Here is a 17086-nt window from a genome sequence, read left to right on the forward strand (position 1 = left end):
GAAGCTGTGAAACACCCGATCCAACGGCCCGCCAGCCGCCGCCGCAGCACCCTGGCATCGTCCATCACCCACATCCTCACCGGCGGCGCCCTGCTGCTGGCCGGCGCCGTCGCTTCCTCCTCCGCCTTCGCGCAGGAAAAGGCCACCAACCTCGACCGCATCACGGTCACCGGCTCCAACATCCCGCGCACCAACACCGAGACACCGTCGCCGGTGCAGGTGGTGACCCGCCAGGAAATCGACCGCACCGGCAAGACCTCGCTGGCCGAGTACCTGCAGACCATCACCGCCGATGGCGCTGGCTCGATTCCCAAGACCTTCGGCAACGGTTTCGCCGGCGGTGGCGCCGGCATCTCGCTGCGCGGCCTGGGCGCCGGCTCGACGCTGGTGCTGTTGAACGGCCGCCGCATGGCCACCTACGGCCTGGCCGATGACGGCCAGAAGGTCTTCACCGACCTCAGCACCATTCCGCTCGATGCCGTCGAGCGCGTGGAAGTGCTGAAGGACGGCGCCTCGGCGATCTACGGCTCCGATGCCATCGCCGGCGTGGTCAACATCATCCTGCGCAGCGACTTCCAGGGCGCCATCCTGCGTGGCTCCTACGGCCTGTCCGGTGACAGCGATGGCGACGCCAGGAAGGCGACCCTGACCGCCGGTACCGGCGACCTGGCCACCGATGGCTGGAACGCGTTCTTCAGCCTGGACGTCGGCAAGACCGACGCGATCAAGATCAGCGACCGCAAGAACCGCAAGTGGATCGGAACCGGTGACACCCGCCCGTGGGGCTACGACAAGACCGCCCAGTTCCTCGGCGGTGCCTACACCCGTGGCGGCACCTCCGGCGGCTCTGGCCCGAACGGCTCCTACCTCGACGCCACCGGGCACCTGGTTCCGCTGCCGGGTTGTGCCGGCCTGACCACCATCGGTGGACAGACCCCGGCCAGCATTGCCGCTGACGGCTGCCTGTTCGATCCGGCGCAGCAGTACCGCGACCTGATTCCGGAAGAGAAGTACGTCAACGTGTTCGGCCGCGCCAGCTTCGCCTTCGGCGAAGGCGGCGAGATCTACACCGAGATCGGCTACTCGAAGAAGGAAACCATCTTCAGCAACACCCCGTCCGGCGTGTCGGGCGGCTGGGGCTACCCGGGCGGCCCGGTCAACGCCAACAGCGGCGACGGCGCGACCGTGCTCGGCCCGAACCACCCGGACAACCCGACCCCCGGCACCGCGCGCCGCGTGCGCTACTCCGCCTGGGATGTCGGCCCGCGCGTCACCGACAACACCAATGAGTTCAACCGCTTCCTGGTCGGCGTCAAGGGCAACTGGGGTGACTGGACCTACGACACCGCCTACCTGCACTCGGGCACCGACCTGACCAACAAGCGCACAGGCTTCCTGCGCTACAGCGCCGTTCGCTGTGCGCTGGGCAATGCCAACTGCGCCGGTGGCGTGTGGCGCATCGGTGACGATGCGGGCAAGAACTCGCAGGCCCTGTACGACTACATCTCGCCCACGATCAGTGCCCGCGCCAAGTCCAGCCTTGACATGTTCGACTTCACCGTCTCGCGCAGCCTGGCGGACCTGAAGGGTGGCCCGCTGGGCCTGGCGATCGGTACCGAGTGGCGCAAGACCAGCAACAGCCTGACCCCGCAGACCTACACCGACCAGGGCGACATCATCGGCCTGGGCTACTCGGCCTATGACGGCACCCAGAACGTGTATGCCGGCTACGTCGAACTGTCGGCACCGGTGCTGGAACAGCTGGAACTGTCCGGCGCTGTGCGCTATGACAAGTACGAAAGCGGTGAAGGCAAGGCCACGCCGAAGCTGGGCGTGAAGTGGACCCCGGCCGACTGGATCGCCCTGCGCGCCAGCTACGCCGAAGGTTTCCGCGCGCCGAACCCGGCCGAGAACGGTGACGGTGGCCTGGCCGCCTTCTCCACTGCGGTCGACCCGGTGCGTTGCCAGATCAGCGGCGGCGCGGCCAGCGAATGTGGCGCCAATTCGGTGGCGATCATCACCAAGCCGAACAAGCTGCTGAAGCCGGAAGAGTCCAAGAGCTACTCGGTCGGCATCGTGCTGCAGCCGACTTCGACCACCTCGATGACCGTCGATGCCTGGCAGATCAAGCGCACCAACGAGATCGTGCAGGGCAGCACGGCGGCGGCGATCCTCGCCGGCAACGTGCTGCGCGACAGCAACAATCTCAATGGCGTGGCCAACAGCGGCACCATCCTCGCGGTCAACACCGGCTACGTGAATGCCAGCTCCTCGCGCGTCCGTGGTATCGATACCGATATCCGCCAGACCTTCGAGATCGGCCCGGGCCAGCTGGAACTGGACCTGCAGTGGAGCCACATCCTGAAGTTCGAGCGCACCGAAGGCGGCGACACGGTTGATTACGTGGGTACCCACGGCAACTGCGACGTCACCAACTGCATCGGTACGCCGAAGGACAAGGTCAACTTCGGCACCACCTGGAAGCAGGGCCCGTGGAGCGTCAGCGGCATCGTCAACTACATCAGCAAGATGGACAACATCGACAGCCGTGGTGGCAGCTACCTGGCCTTCTACGCTGACGGCACGCCGGTGACGAAGATCTCCTCGTTCACCACGATGGACCTGTCCGGTCGCTGGAGCATCAACGATTCGTTCGAACTCAATGCCTCGGTGGCCAACGTGTTCGACCGCATCGCCCCGCTCGACCCGACCACCTACGGTGCGGTGAACTACAACCCGATGCACTTCTCCGGTGCGCTGGGTCGTTACTACACCGTCGGCTTCAAGTACACGTTCAAGTAATACCGGTTGCAGCGTCACCCTCGAAGGCCCGGGCCGTTGCCCGGGCCTTCGTCGTTTTCATGCGGGCCGGTTCCTGCACGCCTCTTGCGGACATGTTCACGAGTACATGGCTACCGTGTGCTCGCGGCATCCGCGCCGCAGGGGAACTCCATGGCCGCGACATCGCAACGGCTGGGCCTGCCCGCGTTGACTGCACTGGTAGTCGGCTCGATGGTCGGCGCCGGCATCTTTTCACTGCCGCAGAACGTCGCGCGCAGCGCCGGCCCGGCCGCCGCGTTGATCGGCTGGGCGGTCAGTGGCGCCGGCATGCTGATGCTGGCCTTCGTGTTCCAGGCCCTGGCCAATCGTCGCCCCGACCTCGATACCGGCATCTACGCCTATGCGCGCGAAGGCTTCGGCAACTACATCGGCTTCTCTGCGGCGTGGGGCTACTGGGTGGCGTCGGTGCTCGGCAACGCCAGCTTCTTCGTGCTGATCTTCAGTGGCCTCGGCCACTTCATGCCGGTCTTCGGTGAAGGCAATACACCCGCCGCCGTGGCCGCTTCATCACTGCTGCTGTGGACCGTGCACCTGCTGGTGCTGCGCGGCCTGCGCACGGCCGCCATCGTCAACGGCCTGGTGACCGTGGCCAAGCTGCTGCCGATCGCGCTGTTCCTGATCCTGGCGGCAGGCGCGTTCCGCATGGACGTGTTCCGTGCCGATTTCCTCGGCAGGCCCGCACTCGGCGACCTCGGCCAGCAGCTGCGCGGCATGATGCTGGTGACCGTGTGGGTGTTCATCGGCATTGAAGGCGCAAGCATCTATTCGCGGCGTGCCGCGCGCCGTGCCGACGTCGGCCGTGCCACGGTGATCGGTTTCCTGGGGGTCTGGCTGCTGCTGGTACTGGTCAGCCTGCTGTCGATGGGCGTGCTGTCGCAGGCCGAACTGGCCGGGCTGCCCAATCCGTCGATGGCCTATGTGCTGCGCGCCATCGTCGGCGAATGGGGCGCAACGGTGATCATCATCGGTTCGATCATTTCAGTACTCGGTGCACTGCTGGCGTGGGTGCTGCTGTGCGCCGAAGTGCTGTACGCCGCGGCCGGCGACGGCACCATGCCGGCCTTCCTCGGCCGCGAGAATGCGCGCGGCGTGCCGGCCAATGCGCTCTGGCTGAGCAACGGCCTGATCCAGCTGTTCCTGCTGCTGGTGCTGGTCAATTCGGGCAGCTACACCGGGTTGGTGTTGCTGGCCGCGTCGATGAGCCTGGTGCCCTACTTCCTGTCCACCGCGTTCGGCGTGCAACTGGCCTGGCGTGGGCAGGCCTATGCCGGGGAACCAGGCGTGCGCTGGCGCGATTTCGTGGTCGCACTGCTGGCCAGCGCCTATGCGCTGTGGCTGGTGTATGCCGGCGGCCTGGACAACCTGCTGCTGTCGGTACTGCTGTACGTGCCCGGCGTGGTGTTGTTCGCATTGACCCGGCGCCAGCGCGGCGAGCAGGTGTTCACGCGCTGGGAGTGGGTCCTGTTCGGCGCGATCCTGGCGGTGGCGATCGCCACGCTGGTGGCGTTCTGCAGAGGTGAGCTGGCACTGTAGAGCCGAGCCGTGCTCGACTCATCACCCTGGCGTCTGGCCATGTAGAGCTGAAGGCTAGGCAAGCCCACACATCAGTGCTTTTTCATCTTGGTCGCTAGAGCCAGCCGTGTTTTACGTAATCCAGATTGATTTCCCAATGTTCAAGGTTTGATTTCAATCGGCGAGGCAAGTAGGGCACGTAGTAGTCCCCCCTCACTGGAGACTCACACTCACAAGCAACAATGCTTGCCACCGCAACTCGGCTGTAACGGCAGCGCTCCTTAAAGAAGTGGGCAAGGAAACCGTGGGTGGCACGCATTGCGAGTACCGCGTCCTCATGCCACCAGTCTCTAGGATTCTTCGCGATACCCAGAATCGGTGTTAGTGGACGCTCAGCTGTTTGCTCGCCATCAGGATCTCCGATCCACCGCACTCGTCTTGATTTTGGATGCACGTAGTCATCTCTTAGCTTCTTCAATTCGCCAATAGACTGCACGTGCCTATCGCCACGAGAGATGGACTTGTTCCGAAACTTCGTTCTCAGGTAGAAATCGAACTTGGCGATGACCGACAGACGATCAACCTCCTTGTATACGGAGCTCTCCAGACGGAGGTCGTCTATACAGCAATTGGCGACCACCTCTGGGAGTACCAAAGTATTCAAAAGAGCTGCGCGTGCAAGCGAATTTGCAAGCTCCGTACCCGGGTTCAGCTCTGAGGCTTCAATCAAAAGCAGACTGTCTTCGACAAGCATCCAAAAGCTTCTTTCAAAGTCTTCGCGGACGGTACTCATTCAGCGCCTCTTTGCGACCAGACCTCATCTTCCCATCATTCAAGGCGCCCTTTGAACATTCAACGGTCGGGGAGCGTGGTCCGCTGGCCCCGCAGACGCCATTACGCGCTGACGATGCGCAACGCAAAAAAAAGACCTGCATCTTGCGATGCAGGTCTCTTCAAGGTGGCGCCCGAAGTTGGACTCGAACCAACGACCCCCTGATTAACAGTCAAGTGCTCTAACCGGCTGAGCTATTCGGGCAGACGACTAGTATAACCACTCTTCACGCGCGATGGTAGGGGTGATTGGCAATCATTGCGGCGGCCCGATACAACTGCTCGGCCACCACCAGGCGCACCAGCATGTGCGGCAGCGTCAGCGGTCCGATCGACCACTTCTCATCGGCCAGCGCGGACACCTCCGGCGAATGCCCTTCCGGGCCACCAATCAGGAACGCCAGGTCGCGGCCCTGCCCGCGCCAATGCTCCAGCCGCTGTGCCAGCTGTTCGGAACTCAGCTGCCGCCCCGGCACATCCAGTGCCACCACATAGGCGTTCTTCGGCAGCGCAGAGATGACCCGCCTGCCTTCATCTTCAGTGGCGCGGCGCGGATCACGCCCCTTGCCGCGCAGGCCGGGCTCGATTTCCACCAGCTCGAACGGCAGCCAGTGCGACAGCCGCTTCTGGTACTCGGCGAAGCCCTGCGCGACCCAGCTGGGTGCGCGTTCACCGGTGGCGATCAGGCGGGCTTTCATCTACACGGTCCTCCAAAACGTCGACGGCGCCATCGGCGCCGTCGAAGGGATGCATCAACGTGCGGCTCAGGCCACTTCGTCGTCGCTGGACGGCGGCTGGTCGCCAACGGTCCACAGGCGCTCGAGGGCGTAGAACTCACGCACGCGCGGCAGCATCACGTGAACGATCACGTCGCCCAGGTCGACCAGCACCCACTCGGCTTCGCGCTCGCCTTCAACACCCAGCGGCATCACGTCGATGTTCTTGGCGAAGCGCACGACTTCATCGGCGATCGACTTGACGTGGCGGGTCGAGGTGCCCGAAACGACGATCATGTAGTCGGCAACGCTGGACCGGCCGCGCACGTCGATCTCGACCAGGTCCTTGGCCTTCAGGTCTTCGGTGGCTTGGCGGACGCTGGCCAGCAGTTCCGGCACGGACGGCGGCGGGCTGGGCAGATCGACCTTGATGGTCTGGGGCTGGGTCTGGTTGCTCAAAGTGGATCGACTCGATAAACGTGGGGGCGATTATACGGGGATGGCGCGGCCGCGCCATTCACGCTGTGGCCGGGCGGTACAGCCCGTGTGCAGCGACGTAGTCCGCGACGGCCGGCGGCAGCAGGGCGCGCCAGGGGCCACCGGCGGCGATCTGCGAGCGCACGGCGCTGGCCGACTCCTCGCGCAGCGGGTGGTGCAGGCGCAGGATGCGCCCGGCTGGGCTGGCGAACAGGGCCTGCTCATTGTCGGCCCAGCGCCCCTGCAGGGCACGCCCCAGTTCGCCGTCGATCGACGCCTGCAGCGGACTGCCCGGCCGTTCGGCCACCACGAAGTGGGCCAGCCCGAACAGGGCCTCCCATTCGTGCCAGCCGGACAGGCCCAGCAGGCTGTCGGCGCCCACCAGCCAGGCCAGCGGCCGGCTCGGGCCCAGCTCGCCACGCAGCTCGCGCAGGGTATCGACGGTGTAGGACGGACGACCGGGATAGCGCGTGGCACGGTCCAGTTCACGGCGGTCCAGCAGCAGGCCCGGCTCGTCGCCGATGGCCAGCGACAACATGGTGCAGCGCTGCTCGGCGGTGGCGCCGGGCACCGCACGGTGCGGCGGATCGCCTGCCGGCAACATGCGCACGGCCACCTGCAGTTCGTCCCGGGCGGCCCGCGCGATTGCCAGGTGCCCCAGGTGCACCGGATCGAAGGTGCCCCCGTAATAGATCCGCAGGCTCATCGCTCAGGCCCGCGCCAGCAGGCGCACGGCACGCGGTTCGGCCACGGCCACCAGCAGGCGCTCCAGCGCCAGCCAAGCATCGCCGTCGGCCCGCCCCTTGGCGATGCGGTCGACCAGACCGGCTTCGGCCACGAAGCGTTCCCAGCGCTTGCCTTCCGGGTGCCGCTGCAGCGCGCGCTTGTAGGGCGCCTGCCGCGATTCCCAGATACCACGCGATTTCATTTCGGCGGCCAGGTTGCCGCCACGGGCCTGCACCCGGGCCAGGCCGGCACCGGCCAGCAGTTCACGGATCACGATCGGCATCAGTGCGGCCACTGCCTCGCCTTCACCGCGCAGGCCAGCCAGCATGCGCAGCACGGCTGGCGGCTGGCCGGAGAACGTCGCCTCCACCAGCCGGAACACGTCGTAGCGGGCAGCATCAGCCACCAGCGATTCCATCCGCTCCACATCCAGCGGCTGGCCATCGGCCAACAGCGCCAGCTTGTCGATTTCCTGGGCGGCGGCCAGCAGGTTGCCCTCCACCCGCTCGGCCAGGCGCTGCACGGCGGCCGGGTCGGCACGCAGGCCCTTGCCGCGCAGGCGGCGCTCGATCCAGTCCGGCAGTTCGTGCGGCTTGATCGCCCAGGCCACCGACAGCACGCCGATGCGGCTGACCGCCTCGGCCCACTTGCCCTGATGGGCCTTGCTCCATTCATTGGCGGTGATCATCAGCACCACGTCCGGCGCCGGATTGGCGCAGAACTGGCTGATCACCTCGGCGCCGTCCTTGCCGGGCTTGCCGCTGGGCAGGCGCACCTCGACCAGGCGGCGGGCGCTGAACAGGCTGGGCGCATTGAAGCTGGCGTCGAGCTGGTTCCAGTCGAAATCTCGCCCGTCGGCGTCGAACACCTCGCGTTCGCCGATGCCCGCGGCGCGCGCGCGCGCGCGGATGGCATCTGCCGCCTCCAGCACGCGCAGCGTTTCCGGGCCTGCGATCAGGTAAACCGGCGCCAACGGGGTATCAGCGCCCTGGCTGGCCAGCTGCTCCGGACGCAGTTCCATCGTCGCTGCCGCTCAGTGCTTGACGGCAGCGGCCGGCGCGGCCGGCACCGCACCCTCGATCGGCTTGGCCTTCGGCGCGGACAGGCTGCCACCCTTCTCGATCTCAGCACGGACCACGCTGTCGATACGGCGGATGATCGAGGCGGACATTTCCCGGCGCAGCTCCGTGGCCAGGATTTCGCGTTCGGTGGTGGTACCGGTGGCGTCGGTCGGCGGCGACACATAGTCGCGCGACAGTTCGATCACCTGCTGCGGCACCAGTTCGCTGCCATCCTCGCGGCGGAAGATGAAGATCACGGCGTAGCGCAGGCTGTATTCCTGTGCACGGCCCTGCGAGTCGATGGCGATCGGCAGGTCACCCCAGCGCTCGGACAGCACCTGCAGCTGGGCGCTGGGTTCCTTGCTGTCCTCATCGGCCAGCTTGGCACCGGAGGCCAGCAGGCTGCGGTTGAGCAGCTTGACCAGTTCACTGTACGGAGCGGTGGAGACCACCTTCACCGGGGCGGTGTCGGTCGGCAGCATCAGCTTGTTGCGCAGATGGAAACCGCAGCCGGCGAGGCCGAGGACAAGAACGAGGGCAAGCAGGATTCGGGTCATGGAGACAGTCTGGCGGAGCCGGGCGATCACGGCAACACACAGCGTGCCCGAAGCCGCGTGAATGCAGGGCCATCAGGCACCCGGCCCTGCTTCTGGAAAGGCACCGGCCACCGCGCGGGTGACCGGTGCGGGGGACATCAGGCAGCGACGATGTTCACGATCTTGCCCGGGACGATGATGATCTTGCGCACCGTCAGGCCTTCCATGAACTTGGCCGCGTTGGGCTCGGCCAGGGCCAGCGCCTCGACCTGCTCGCGCGCGGCATCGGCCGCCACCTCGATGGTGCCACGCAGCTTGCCGTTGACCTGTACCGCCAGGGTCAGCGCATCGCGCACCAGCGCGCTGCTGTCGGCCTGCGGGAACGGCTGGTCTTCCAGCAGCGTCTCGCCATGGCCCAGCACCTGCCACAGGGCGTGGCTGACATGCGGAGTGATCGGGTTGAGCAGCAGCACGATGGCCTGCAGCGCTTCCTGGCGCACCGCGCGGCCCTGCTCGCTGCCGTCCTCGAACTTGGCCAGCGCGTTCATCAGCTCCATCACCGCCGCGATCGCGGTATTGAAGCTGTGGCGGCGGCCATAGTCGTCACCGACCTTGCCGATGGTTTCGTGGGTCTTGCGGCGCAGCGCCTTCTGGTTGGCATCCAGAACCGCGGCATCCAGTGCCGGGGCGGCACCGTCGGCGGCGTGCTTCTGCACCTGGGCCCACAGGCGGCGCAGGAAGCGGGCCATGCCGTCCACGCCGGCCTCGTTCCACTCCAGCGACTGTTCCGGCGGCGCGGCGAACATCGAGAACAGGCGCACGGTGTCGGCGCCGTACTTGCCGACCATCGCCTGCGGGTCCACGCCGTTGTTCTTCGACTTGGACATCTTCTCGGTGCCACCGACCACCACCGGCTGGCCGTCGGCGATCAGGGTGGCGCCGGTGATGCGGCCGCGCTCGTCGCGCTGCACTTCCACATCGGCCGGGTTGATCCAGTCCTTCGAGCCGTCCGGGTTCGGGCGGTAATAGGTTTCGGCGATCACCATGCCCTGGCACAGCAGGTTGCGCGCCGGCTCGTTGCTGTCCACCATCCGCGCGTCGCGCAGCAGCTTGTGGTAGAAGCGGAAATACATCAGGTGCAGGATCGCGTGCTCGATGCCACCGATGTACTGGTCGACCGGCAGCCAGTAGTTGCCGCGCTTGTCGACCGCATCACGGGCACCCGGCGAGGTGTAGCGGGCGTAGTACCAGCTCGACTCCATGAAGGTGTCGAAGGTGTCGGTCTCGCGCTCGGCCGCGCCGCCGCAGTCCGGGCAGGTGGTCTTGCGCCATTCCGGGTCGGTCTTGATCGGCGAGCCGGTACCGGCGAAGGCCACGTCTTCCGGCAGCACCACCGGCAGCTGTTCTTCCGGCACCGGCACCGCGCCGCACTTGGCGCAGTAGATCACCGGAATCGGGCAGCCCCAGTAGCGCTGGCGGCTCACACCCCAGTCGCGAAGGCGGTAGTTGACGCGGCGCTGGCCCTGGGCCTTGCGCTCGAAACGTTCGGCCAGGGCTTCGAAAGCGCCCTGGAAATCCAGCCCGTCGAACTCGGCCGAATTCACCAGCTCGAAGGCACGGCTCTTGTCGCTGTACCAGTCCTGCCAGCGGCTGCCGTCCCAGCTGCGCTCCTCTTCGGTGCGCGCATCCTTCAGGGCGATGACCTGCTTGATCGGCAGGCCGTACTTGTTGGCCACTTCATTGTCGCGCTGGTCATGGCCCGGAACGGCCATCACCGCGCCGGTGCCGTAGCCCATCAGCACGAAGTTGGCGACCCACACCGGCACCGGCTCGCCGGTGACCGGGTGCAGCGCGCGCAGGCCGGTGTCCATGCCGCGCTTTTCCTGGGTTTCCAGTTCAGCCTCGGACACGCCGCCCTGCTTCAGGTCGGCCAGCATCGCCGCCAGCTCCGGGTTGTTCTTCGCCGCATGCAGCGCCAGCGGATGCTCGGCGGCGATCGACACGAAGGTCACGCCCATCACCGTGTCCGGGCGGGTGGTGAACACGCGCAGCGGGTCCAGCGCGCTGCCATCGACATCGCGCACGTCGAACTGGATCTCCAGGCCTTCGGAACGGCCGATCCAGTTGCGCTGCATGGTCTTGACCGATTCCGGCCAGCCCTCCAGCTCATCCAGGCCGTCCAGCAGTTCCTGGGCGTAGTCGGTGATGCGCAGGAACCACTGCGGGATCTCGCGCTTCTCCACCAGCGCACCGGAGCGCCAGCCGCGGCCGTCGATGACCTGCTCGTTGGCCAGCACGGTCTGGTCGACCGGGTCCCAGTTCACCACCGCGTTGCGGCGATAGGCCAGGCCCTTGCGCATCAGGCGGGTGAACATGCGCTGCTCGTGGACGTAATAGTCCGGGCGGCAGGTGGCGAACTCGCGCGACCAGTCGATGGCATAGCCCAGCGACTTCAGCTGGCTGCGCATGTGGTCGATGTTCTTGTAGGTCCACGCCGCCGGCGCGGTCTTGTTCTTGATCGCAGCGTTTTCCGCCGGCAGGCCGAACGCGTCCCAGCCCATCGGCTGCAGCACGTTGTGGCCGGTCATGCGCTTGTAGCGGCTGATCACGTCGCCGATCGTGTAATTGCGCACGTGGCCCATGTGCAGCGCACCGGACGGGTACGGAAGCATCGACAGGCAGTAGTACTTCGGCTTGTCCGAAGTCTCGTCGACCTCGAAGGCACGGGTGGCGTCCCAGTACTGCTGGGCGGCGGATTCAACCTGCTGCGGGTCGTAGGCGTTGGTTTCAGCGCTGGTCATGGAACACGCGGATGCGGCGGCAAAGCGGTACAGCGTACCGCAGTGCGGCAAATGGCTCCAATCCTGCCTGCCGGACGCCGGCGCCGCGGCGCTCGGGGAGGCGTCTCAGCGCGGTCGCGACAGCGGCAGGGCCGCCGCCAGCCAGACCAGCCAGCAGGCGAAGGCGAGCCGTTGTGCCATCGGCGCCGGCAGCGTGCCCTGCAGGGCAAACGCCGCCAGCGCGGCCAGCACGCCGCAGCCCAGGGCCAATGCGCCCAGTGCCCGGCCATGCGCCTGGCGCAGATGGGACACTCCCAGCAGCACGGTGCCGGCGACGAAACCCAGCACCCAGATCATCCAGGCGCTCGCATGCAACTGGCTGGCCGGCCCATGCAGGTCGTCCACGTCCAGAGGCAGCAGCCCCATCGCAGCAAAGGCCAGACCGGCCAGCAGCAGCATCTGGCTGCCGACCCGCGGCGCCCAGCCGGCGGTGGTGGGCAGGCCGCGACGCAGGCGCTCAGCCACCACCACGGCTAGCACGCCGGGCAGCACGAAACCCAGCAGATTGAAGGGCAGCGCATGCGGCACACCGCGCGCGCCCAGCAACGCCACCGGGTGGCGGGCCTGCGCATAACCCTCCAGGCCGGCACCGAAGCCGGCCACAGCCAGGACGAATACGACGGCCGCAAGCAGCCCCAACCAACGATCAAGCCGGACCACGGACATTGCGCGCAATCACCCGGAAAGGAATGGATCACCGCATTGTCGCGGCAGCGACGCGATGCGCCAAGCGCCGCGCATTTCAGATCATTTCGATATCCGCGCGCGCCTCCTCCAACGATGCTCGCGGAGTGGCAGTTCTGCCATGCAGGGAATTCCCCCATGATCCGACGCATCCTCGCCGCCGCGCTCAGCCTGGGCCTGGCCAGTGCTGCCCAGGCAGCCGAGTTCAGCTGCTTCGCCAGGGTCGGCCCGCCCAGCGCCGGCCAGAACAGCAGCATCCTGATGGGCAGCGTCAGCGCCGGCGGCCTGCAGGCGGCCGAGGCCGAGTACCACCGGCGCACCTCGACCAGCAAGCCGGTCAGCGCGGGCAGGTGGGTGATCCACGAGCTGTACTGCATGCCGCGCTCATGAGGGTGTCACGGCGGGCCTGCGGGCCCGCCAACACCACCTCGAGGGCGTACTCCGTGATGGCAGGGTTGAGACCGACATCGATCGTCACCATAGAATCGGTCTCCAGATGCCAAGCGATGCCTCCCCCATGACCGAGACGACCTACGTATTCGACGCCACCACTGCGACCTTCGAGGCCGAAGTCCTGCAGAAGTCGCTGCAGACGCCGGTGCTGGTCGACTTCTGGGCCACCTGGTGCGGGCCGTGCAAGACCCTGGGCCCGATGCTGGAAAAGCTGGCTGCCGAGTACAACGGTGCCTTCGAGCTGGCCAAGGTCGATGTCGACAAGGAACAGCAGATCGCTGCGGCCTTCCAGATCCGCTCGGTGCCGACCGTGTTCCTGGTCAAGGGCGGCCAGCTGGTGGATGGCTTCCCCGGTGCCATTCCGGAAGGCCAGCTGCGTGAGTTCCTGGCCCAGCACGGCATCGTGCCGGCCGATGTCGGCGATGCGGCCCCCGAAGATGACGCCCCGCTGGACCCGCAGGCGCAGGTCGACGTACTGCGCGCGCAGATCGCCGCCGAGCCGGACAAGGATGAGCTGAAACTCGACCTGGCCCTGGCCCTGCTGCAGATCGGCGGCGTGGACGAGGCCGGCACCCTGATCGACGGCCTGCCGGCCAATCTGGCAACCGACGACCGCGCCGTGCGCGCCCGCGCCCGCCTGGCCTTCGCCGCCGCGCTGAAGGATGCCCCGGCGGCCGAGGTGCTGGAAGCCCGCATCGCCGCCGATGGCAAGGATCTCAAGGCCCGCCACCTGCGCGGCGTGCAGCTGCTGCTCGGCGGCCATGACGAGGCCGCACTGGCGCAGTTCCTGGAAATGCTGCGGATCGACCGTGGATTCGAGGAAGGCCTGCCACGCAAAGCCCTGATCGACGCCTTCAATGTGATCTCCGACGAGGACCTGGTGGGCCAGTACCGCCGCAGGATGGCGTCGCTGCTGTTCTGAACGGGAGCCCGCTCCGTTCAGAATCCCTGCACTGAACGCGGGCAATAATGCGCGCGCTGGCGGCCTTGCGGTCGCCGCGATCCGTTCGGGGGGATGAGGTCGGGGCCATGGGGTCTTGCAGCTGCACCCCCGCATTGCCGGGATTGCAAACTGTGACCGTCGTCCGCTCTCTGTCGTTCGCCATGCGTTTAACGGGCGCCCTGCTCTGCGCCCTCTTCCTGCTGCCTGCCATCGCCGGCGCCCAGGACTGGAACTACCGGGTCCGGCCCGGCGACACCCTGTGGGACCTGGGTGGGCTGTACCTGAAACCCTCGGTACGCTGGCAGCAGCTGCAGCAGCACAACCGCATCGACAACCCCTACCAGTTGCCGCCGGGCCAGCTGCTGCGCTTCCCGATCAGCTGGCTGCGCACCGAACCGGCGCCGGCCCGGGTGCTGTCCGTGCGCGGCAAGGTCGAGCTGTCCGGTGCCGATGGCACCGCGACCCGTGCCATCCAGGCCGGCGAGCAGCTGCATATCGGTGACACCGTGGAAACCGAAGGCGATTCCAGCATCACCCTGGAATTCGCCGATGCCTCGCGCCTGCAGCTGCGCGAATACTCGCGCCTGCGCCTGGACCAGCTGAGCCGCTACGGCCACACCGGCATGGTCGACACCCGCCTGCGCCTGCAGCAGGGGCGTGCCAGCAACCGGGTAACGCCAGCGCGCGGTCCGGCCTCGCGTTACATCATCGATGCGCCCACCGCGACCAGCAGCGTGCGCGGCACGGTGTTCCGGGTCAGCGCCGGGGATACCGGGCACGTCGGTGCCACCGAGGTCCTGCAGGGCAAGGTGCAGGTCGGCAACCCCCATGGCCAGCGCCTGGTCCGGCCGGGCCAGGCCACCCGCAGCAGCAGCGCCGATGCGGCCCCCGCTGCAGTCTCCGCACTGCTGCCGGCGCCGGCACTGCGCAATGACGCGCTGCGCCTGGCGCCGCTGCCGACCCTGCTTGCCTGGGAACCGGTCGCTGGCGCCGATCACTACCGGGTGGAAGTGGTGCAGGCGGCAACGCCGGAGATCCTGCTGTTCGCCGCCACCACTGCCGACACCCGGCTGGCGATCGGCGACCTGCCGCCCGGCCAGCTGCGCATCCTGTTGCGCGCGGTTGACGCACAGGGCGTCGAAGGCCTGGATGCCAGCGCCGATTTCGAGCTCGGTGACCAGCCACCGCCACCGCTGACGGTATCGCCGCTGCATGGGCAGACGATCAACAGCGACCGCCCGCGTTTCCGCTGGAGCCAGGCCCCCGGTGCGCGCAGCAGCGTGCTGCAGATCGCCGCCGAACCCGGCTTCCAGCAGCCATTGCAGGAGCAGGCCACCCATGCGACCGACCTGCGCCTGGCGCAACCGCTGCCGCCCGGCCAGTACTACTGGCGCGTGGCCTCGCGCGATGCCGGAGGCCACCAGGGCCGCTACGGCCAGGCGCTGCCGCTGCAGCTGAGCAATGAACCGGTGGACCCGGCCCTGCAGCCGCCCGAGGCCGCGCATGGCGAGCTCACCCTGCGCTGGCAGGCCGGCAGCGAAGGCCAGCGCTACCGGGTGCAGGTGGATCGCCGCGGTGACTTCAAGGCGCCGCTGGTCGACGAGACCGTGGCCCAGCCGCAGGTGAGCTTCAAGCGCCCGTGGAGCGGCACCCTGCACGTACGCGTGCAGTACGTCGACGACGACGGCCACGCCGGCGAGTTCTCCCCGGCCCAACAGATCCCGTTGCCATGCCGCCTGTGCTACGGCGCCGGTGGCGGTGCGCTGCTGCTCTGGTTGTTGTTGTGAGGCGCTCGCCGCTGCCATGGTCGAAGCGGATCCTGCTGGCCCTGCTGGCCGGCGTGCTGACCATCGTGGCCAGCCAAGGCCAATGGCTGTGGCGGCAGGACGAGGCGGCCTATGACGCGCTGGTCGGCAACTGGGACTACCGCCCCGACCCCAGCGTGCTGATCGTGGCCATCGACGAAGGCAGCCTGCAGCGTATCGGCCAGTGGCCCTGGCCGCGCTCGGTGCATGCCCGCCTGCTGGACCGCCTGACCGATGCCGGCGCCGAACGCGTTGCGCTGGACCTGATGCTGTCCGAACCCGACCGTCGCGACAGCCGCCAGGATGACGAGCTGGCGGCCGCGATCCGACGCAATGGCCGGGTGGTGCTGCCGGTGCTGGCGGCACCGGCGGCCGGCGACCGCATGGCCGAGGAAATGCTGCCGATCCCGCAGATCGCCGCCAGTGCCGCCGCGATCGGCCACACCGATGTCGAGGTGGATGGCGACGGCGTCGCCCGCGGCGTCTATCTGCACGCCGGCATCGGCCAGCCGCATTGGCCGGCACTGGGCCTGGCACTGGCCGACCTGCCTGCGGGTGCGGTACGCGGCCTGCCCGACCCCGACCCGGCGCTGGGCTCGCCCTATCAATGGCGTCGCGACGATTACGTCCGCGTGCGCTACGCCGGCCCACCCGAGCGGCTGCCGCAGGTGTCCTATGCGGACGTGCTCGATGGCCACGTGGACATGGCGATGCTGCACGGCCGCCGCATCGTGGTCGGCATGACGGCGAGCGGCATCGCCCCTCGCCTGCTGACCCCGACCACCCGCGAATTCTGGATGAGCGGCAGCGAGTACCAGGCCAACATCACCTCGATGCTGCTGCAGCACAAGCAGATCGATGTGCTGCCGCACGCGTGGCAGCACGCCATCAGTGGCGTGCTGGTGGCGCTGTGCGTGATCCTGCTCGGCCTGCGCCTGCCCTGGCTCGCCGCGCTGTGTTCATTGCCGATGCCACCGCTGCTGAGCTGGCTGCTGCTGCGCACCGGAGACCTGTGGTGGGCACCGGCCAGCGCGATGCTGGGCGTGGTGCTGGCACTGCTGGTCTGGGCGGTGTGGCGGATCTCGGCCTGGCACCGCCTGGCCAACCGCGATGCCCTCACCGGCCTGGGCAACCGCCTGCGCTTCGAGCAGTCACTGCAGCAGGAATGCGATGCCGCGCGGCGCAGTGGCAAGCCATTGAGCCTGGCGCTGATCGACGTCGACCACTTCAAGCGCCACAACGACCGCCATGGCCACCAGGTCGGTGACCGCGTGCTGCGTGATGTCGCCCGCCTGATCGGCGCGCATGCCCGTCGCCCGCGCGACATGGCGGCGCGCTACGGTGGCGACGAATTCGCACTGGTGCTGCCGGATACGCCGGCCGAGGGCGCGCGCCGGGTGATCGAGGACCTGATTGCCTGCGTGCGTGCACTGCCAGCGCCGGGCGATCGCAGCGATGACGGCGTCACGCTCACCATCGGTGTATTCACCCGCGTGCCCGACGGTGACCTGCAACCGCACCATTTCGTGGAGGGCGCCGACACCGCCCTGTACCAGGCCAAGGCCAACGGCCGCGACGGGTACATGATCGACGGCGGGACGTGACCCCGGGGTGCAACATACGCATGCGAATGGTTAGACTGGGCGCCTCGCCTCGCGCCC

At 67.6% G+C, this 17086-nt stretch carries 14 protein-coding genes and 1 tRNA gene; 6 read left to right on the top strand and 9 right to left on the bottom strand.

Annotated elements, in window-relative coordinates:
• Positions 1–6 precede the first annotated feature (6 nt).
• Positions 7–2802, top strand: a complete 2796-nt coding sequence (locus ACZK1G_RS16230) for a TonB-dependent receptor (RefSeq protein ID WP_014038027.1) — start codon at positions 7–9, stop codon at positions 2800–2802.
• Positions 2803–2952: 150 nt separating this feature from the next.
• The gene (gene arcD, locus ACZK1G_RS16235; protein WP_049447156.1) at positions 2953–4374 is read left to right on the top strand and encodes an arginine-ornithine antiporter; all 1422 of its coding nucleotides are present in this window, start codon (positions 2953–2955) and stop codon (positions 4372–4374) included.
• A gap of 94 nt (positions 4375–4468) precedes the next feature.
• On the opposite strand, the gene ACZK1G_RS16240 is transcribed toward arcD, so the two are convergent.
• From ACZK1G_RS16240 to ACZK1G_RS16280, 9 genes are all read right to left on the bottom strand, one after another.
• On the bottom strand, positions 4469–5146 hold the full coding sequence (locus ACZK1G_RS16240; RefSeq protein WP_152682165.1) for a hypothetical protein: 678 nt from the start codon (positions 5144–5146) through the stop codon (positions 4469–4471).
• 166 nt (positions 5147–5312) lie between these two features.
• Positions 5313–5389 (bottom strand) — tRNA-Asn (locus ACZK1G_RS16245).
• 22 nt (positions 5390–5411) lie between these two features.
• Complete coding sequence (gene rlmH, locus ACZK1G_RS16250) at positions 5412–5882, bottom strand: 23S rRNA (pseudouridine(1915)-N(3))-methyltransferase RlmH (RefSeq protein ID WP_014038029.1); 471 nt, start codon at positions 5880–5882, stop codon at positions 5412–5414.
• A 66-nt stretch (positions 5883–5948) separates the two neighbouring features.
• Positions 5949–6359 (bottom strand): ribosome silencing factor, encoded by a 411-nt coding sequence (rsfS, locus tag ACZK1G_RS16255; protein WP_005418109.1) that lies wholly within the window; start codon positions 6357–6359, stop codon positions 5949–5951.
• Between the two features lie 58 nt (positions 6360–6417).
• On the bottom strand, positions 6418–7083 hold the full coding sequence (nadD, locus tag ACZK1G_RS16260) for a nicotinate-nucleotide adenylyltransferase (RefSeq protein WP_014647945.1): 666 nt from the start codon (positions 7081–7083) through the stop codon (positions 6418–6420).
• 3 nt (positions 7084–7086) lie between these two features.
• On the bottom strand, positions 7087–8124 hold the full coding sequence (holA, locus tag ACZK1G_RS16265; protein WP_049447154.1) for a DNA polymerase III subunit delta: 1038 nt from the start codon (positions 8122–8124) through the stop codon (positions 7087–7089).
• Positions 8125–8136: 12 nt separating this feature from the next.
• Positions 8137–8721, bottom strand: coding sequence for an LPS-assembly lipoprotein LptE (locus tag ACZK1G_RS16270; protein WP_014038032.1), 585 nt, complete (start codon positions 8719–8721; stop codon positions 8137–8139).
• A gap of 137 nt (positions 8722–8858) precedes the next feature.
• Positions 8859–11501 carry a leucine--tRNA ligase gene (gene leuS, locus ACZK1G_RS16275; protein ID WP_101766434.1) on the bottom strand — a complete coding sequence of 881 codons (2643 nt, stop codon included), beginning with the start codon at positions 11499–11501 and terminating at the stop codon, positions 8859–8861.
• A gap of 105 nt (positions 11502–11606) precedes the next feature.
• Positions 11607–12206, bottom strand: a complete 600-nt coding sequence (locus ACZK1G_RS16280) for a DUF998 domain-containing protein (RefSeq protein ID WP_101765889.1) — start codon at positions 12204–12206, stop codon at positions 11607–11609.
• 156 nt (positions 12207–12362) lie between these two features.
• On the opposite strand from ACZK1G_RS16280, the gene ACZK1G_RS16285 reads away from it, so the two are divergent.
• The 4 genes from ACZK1G_RS16285 to ACZK1G_RS16300 all read left to right on the top strand — a co-directional run bounded on the left by ACZK1G_RS16285 (position 12363) and on the right by ACZK1G_RS16300 (position 17029).
• On the top strand, positions 12363–12614 hold the full coding sequence (locus tag ACZK1G_RS16285; protein WP_049447147.1) for a hypothetical protein: 252 nt from the start codon (positions 12363–12365) through the stop codon (positions 12612–12614).
• A gap of 127 nt (positions 12615–12741) precedes the next feature.
• Positions 12742–13599: a thioredoxin gene (trxA, locus tag ACZK1G_RS16290; protein ID WP_014038035.1), complete on the top strand. Its 858-nt coding sequence runs from the start codon at positions 12742–12744 to the stop codon at positions 13597–13599.
• 107 nt (positions 13600–13706) lie between these two features.
• Complete coding sequence (locus tag ACZK1G_RS16295) at positions 13707–15407, top strand: FecR family protein (protein WP_049447144.1); 1701 nt, start codon at positions 13707–13709, stop codon at positions 15405–15407.
• Positions 15404–17029 carry a CHASE2 domain-containing protein gene (locus tag ACZK1G_RS16300; protein WP_049447142.1) on the top strand — a complete coding sequence of 542 codons (1626 nt, stop codon included), beginning with the start codon at positions 15404–15406 and terminating at the stop codon, positions 17027–17029. The genes ACZK1G_RS16295 and ACZK1G_RS16300 overlap by 4 nt, the downstream gene beginning before the upstream one ends.
• Positions 17030–17086 lie beyond the last annotated feature (57 nt).

Source organism: Stenotrophomonas sp. 109824_Sma (assembly GCF_056480025.1).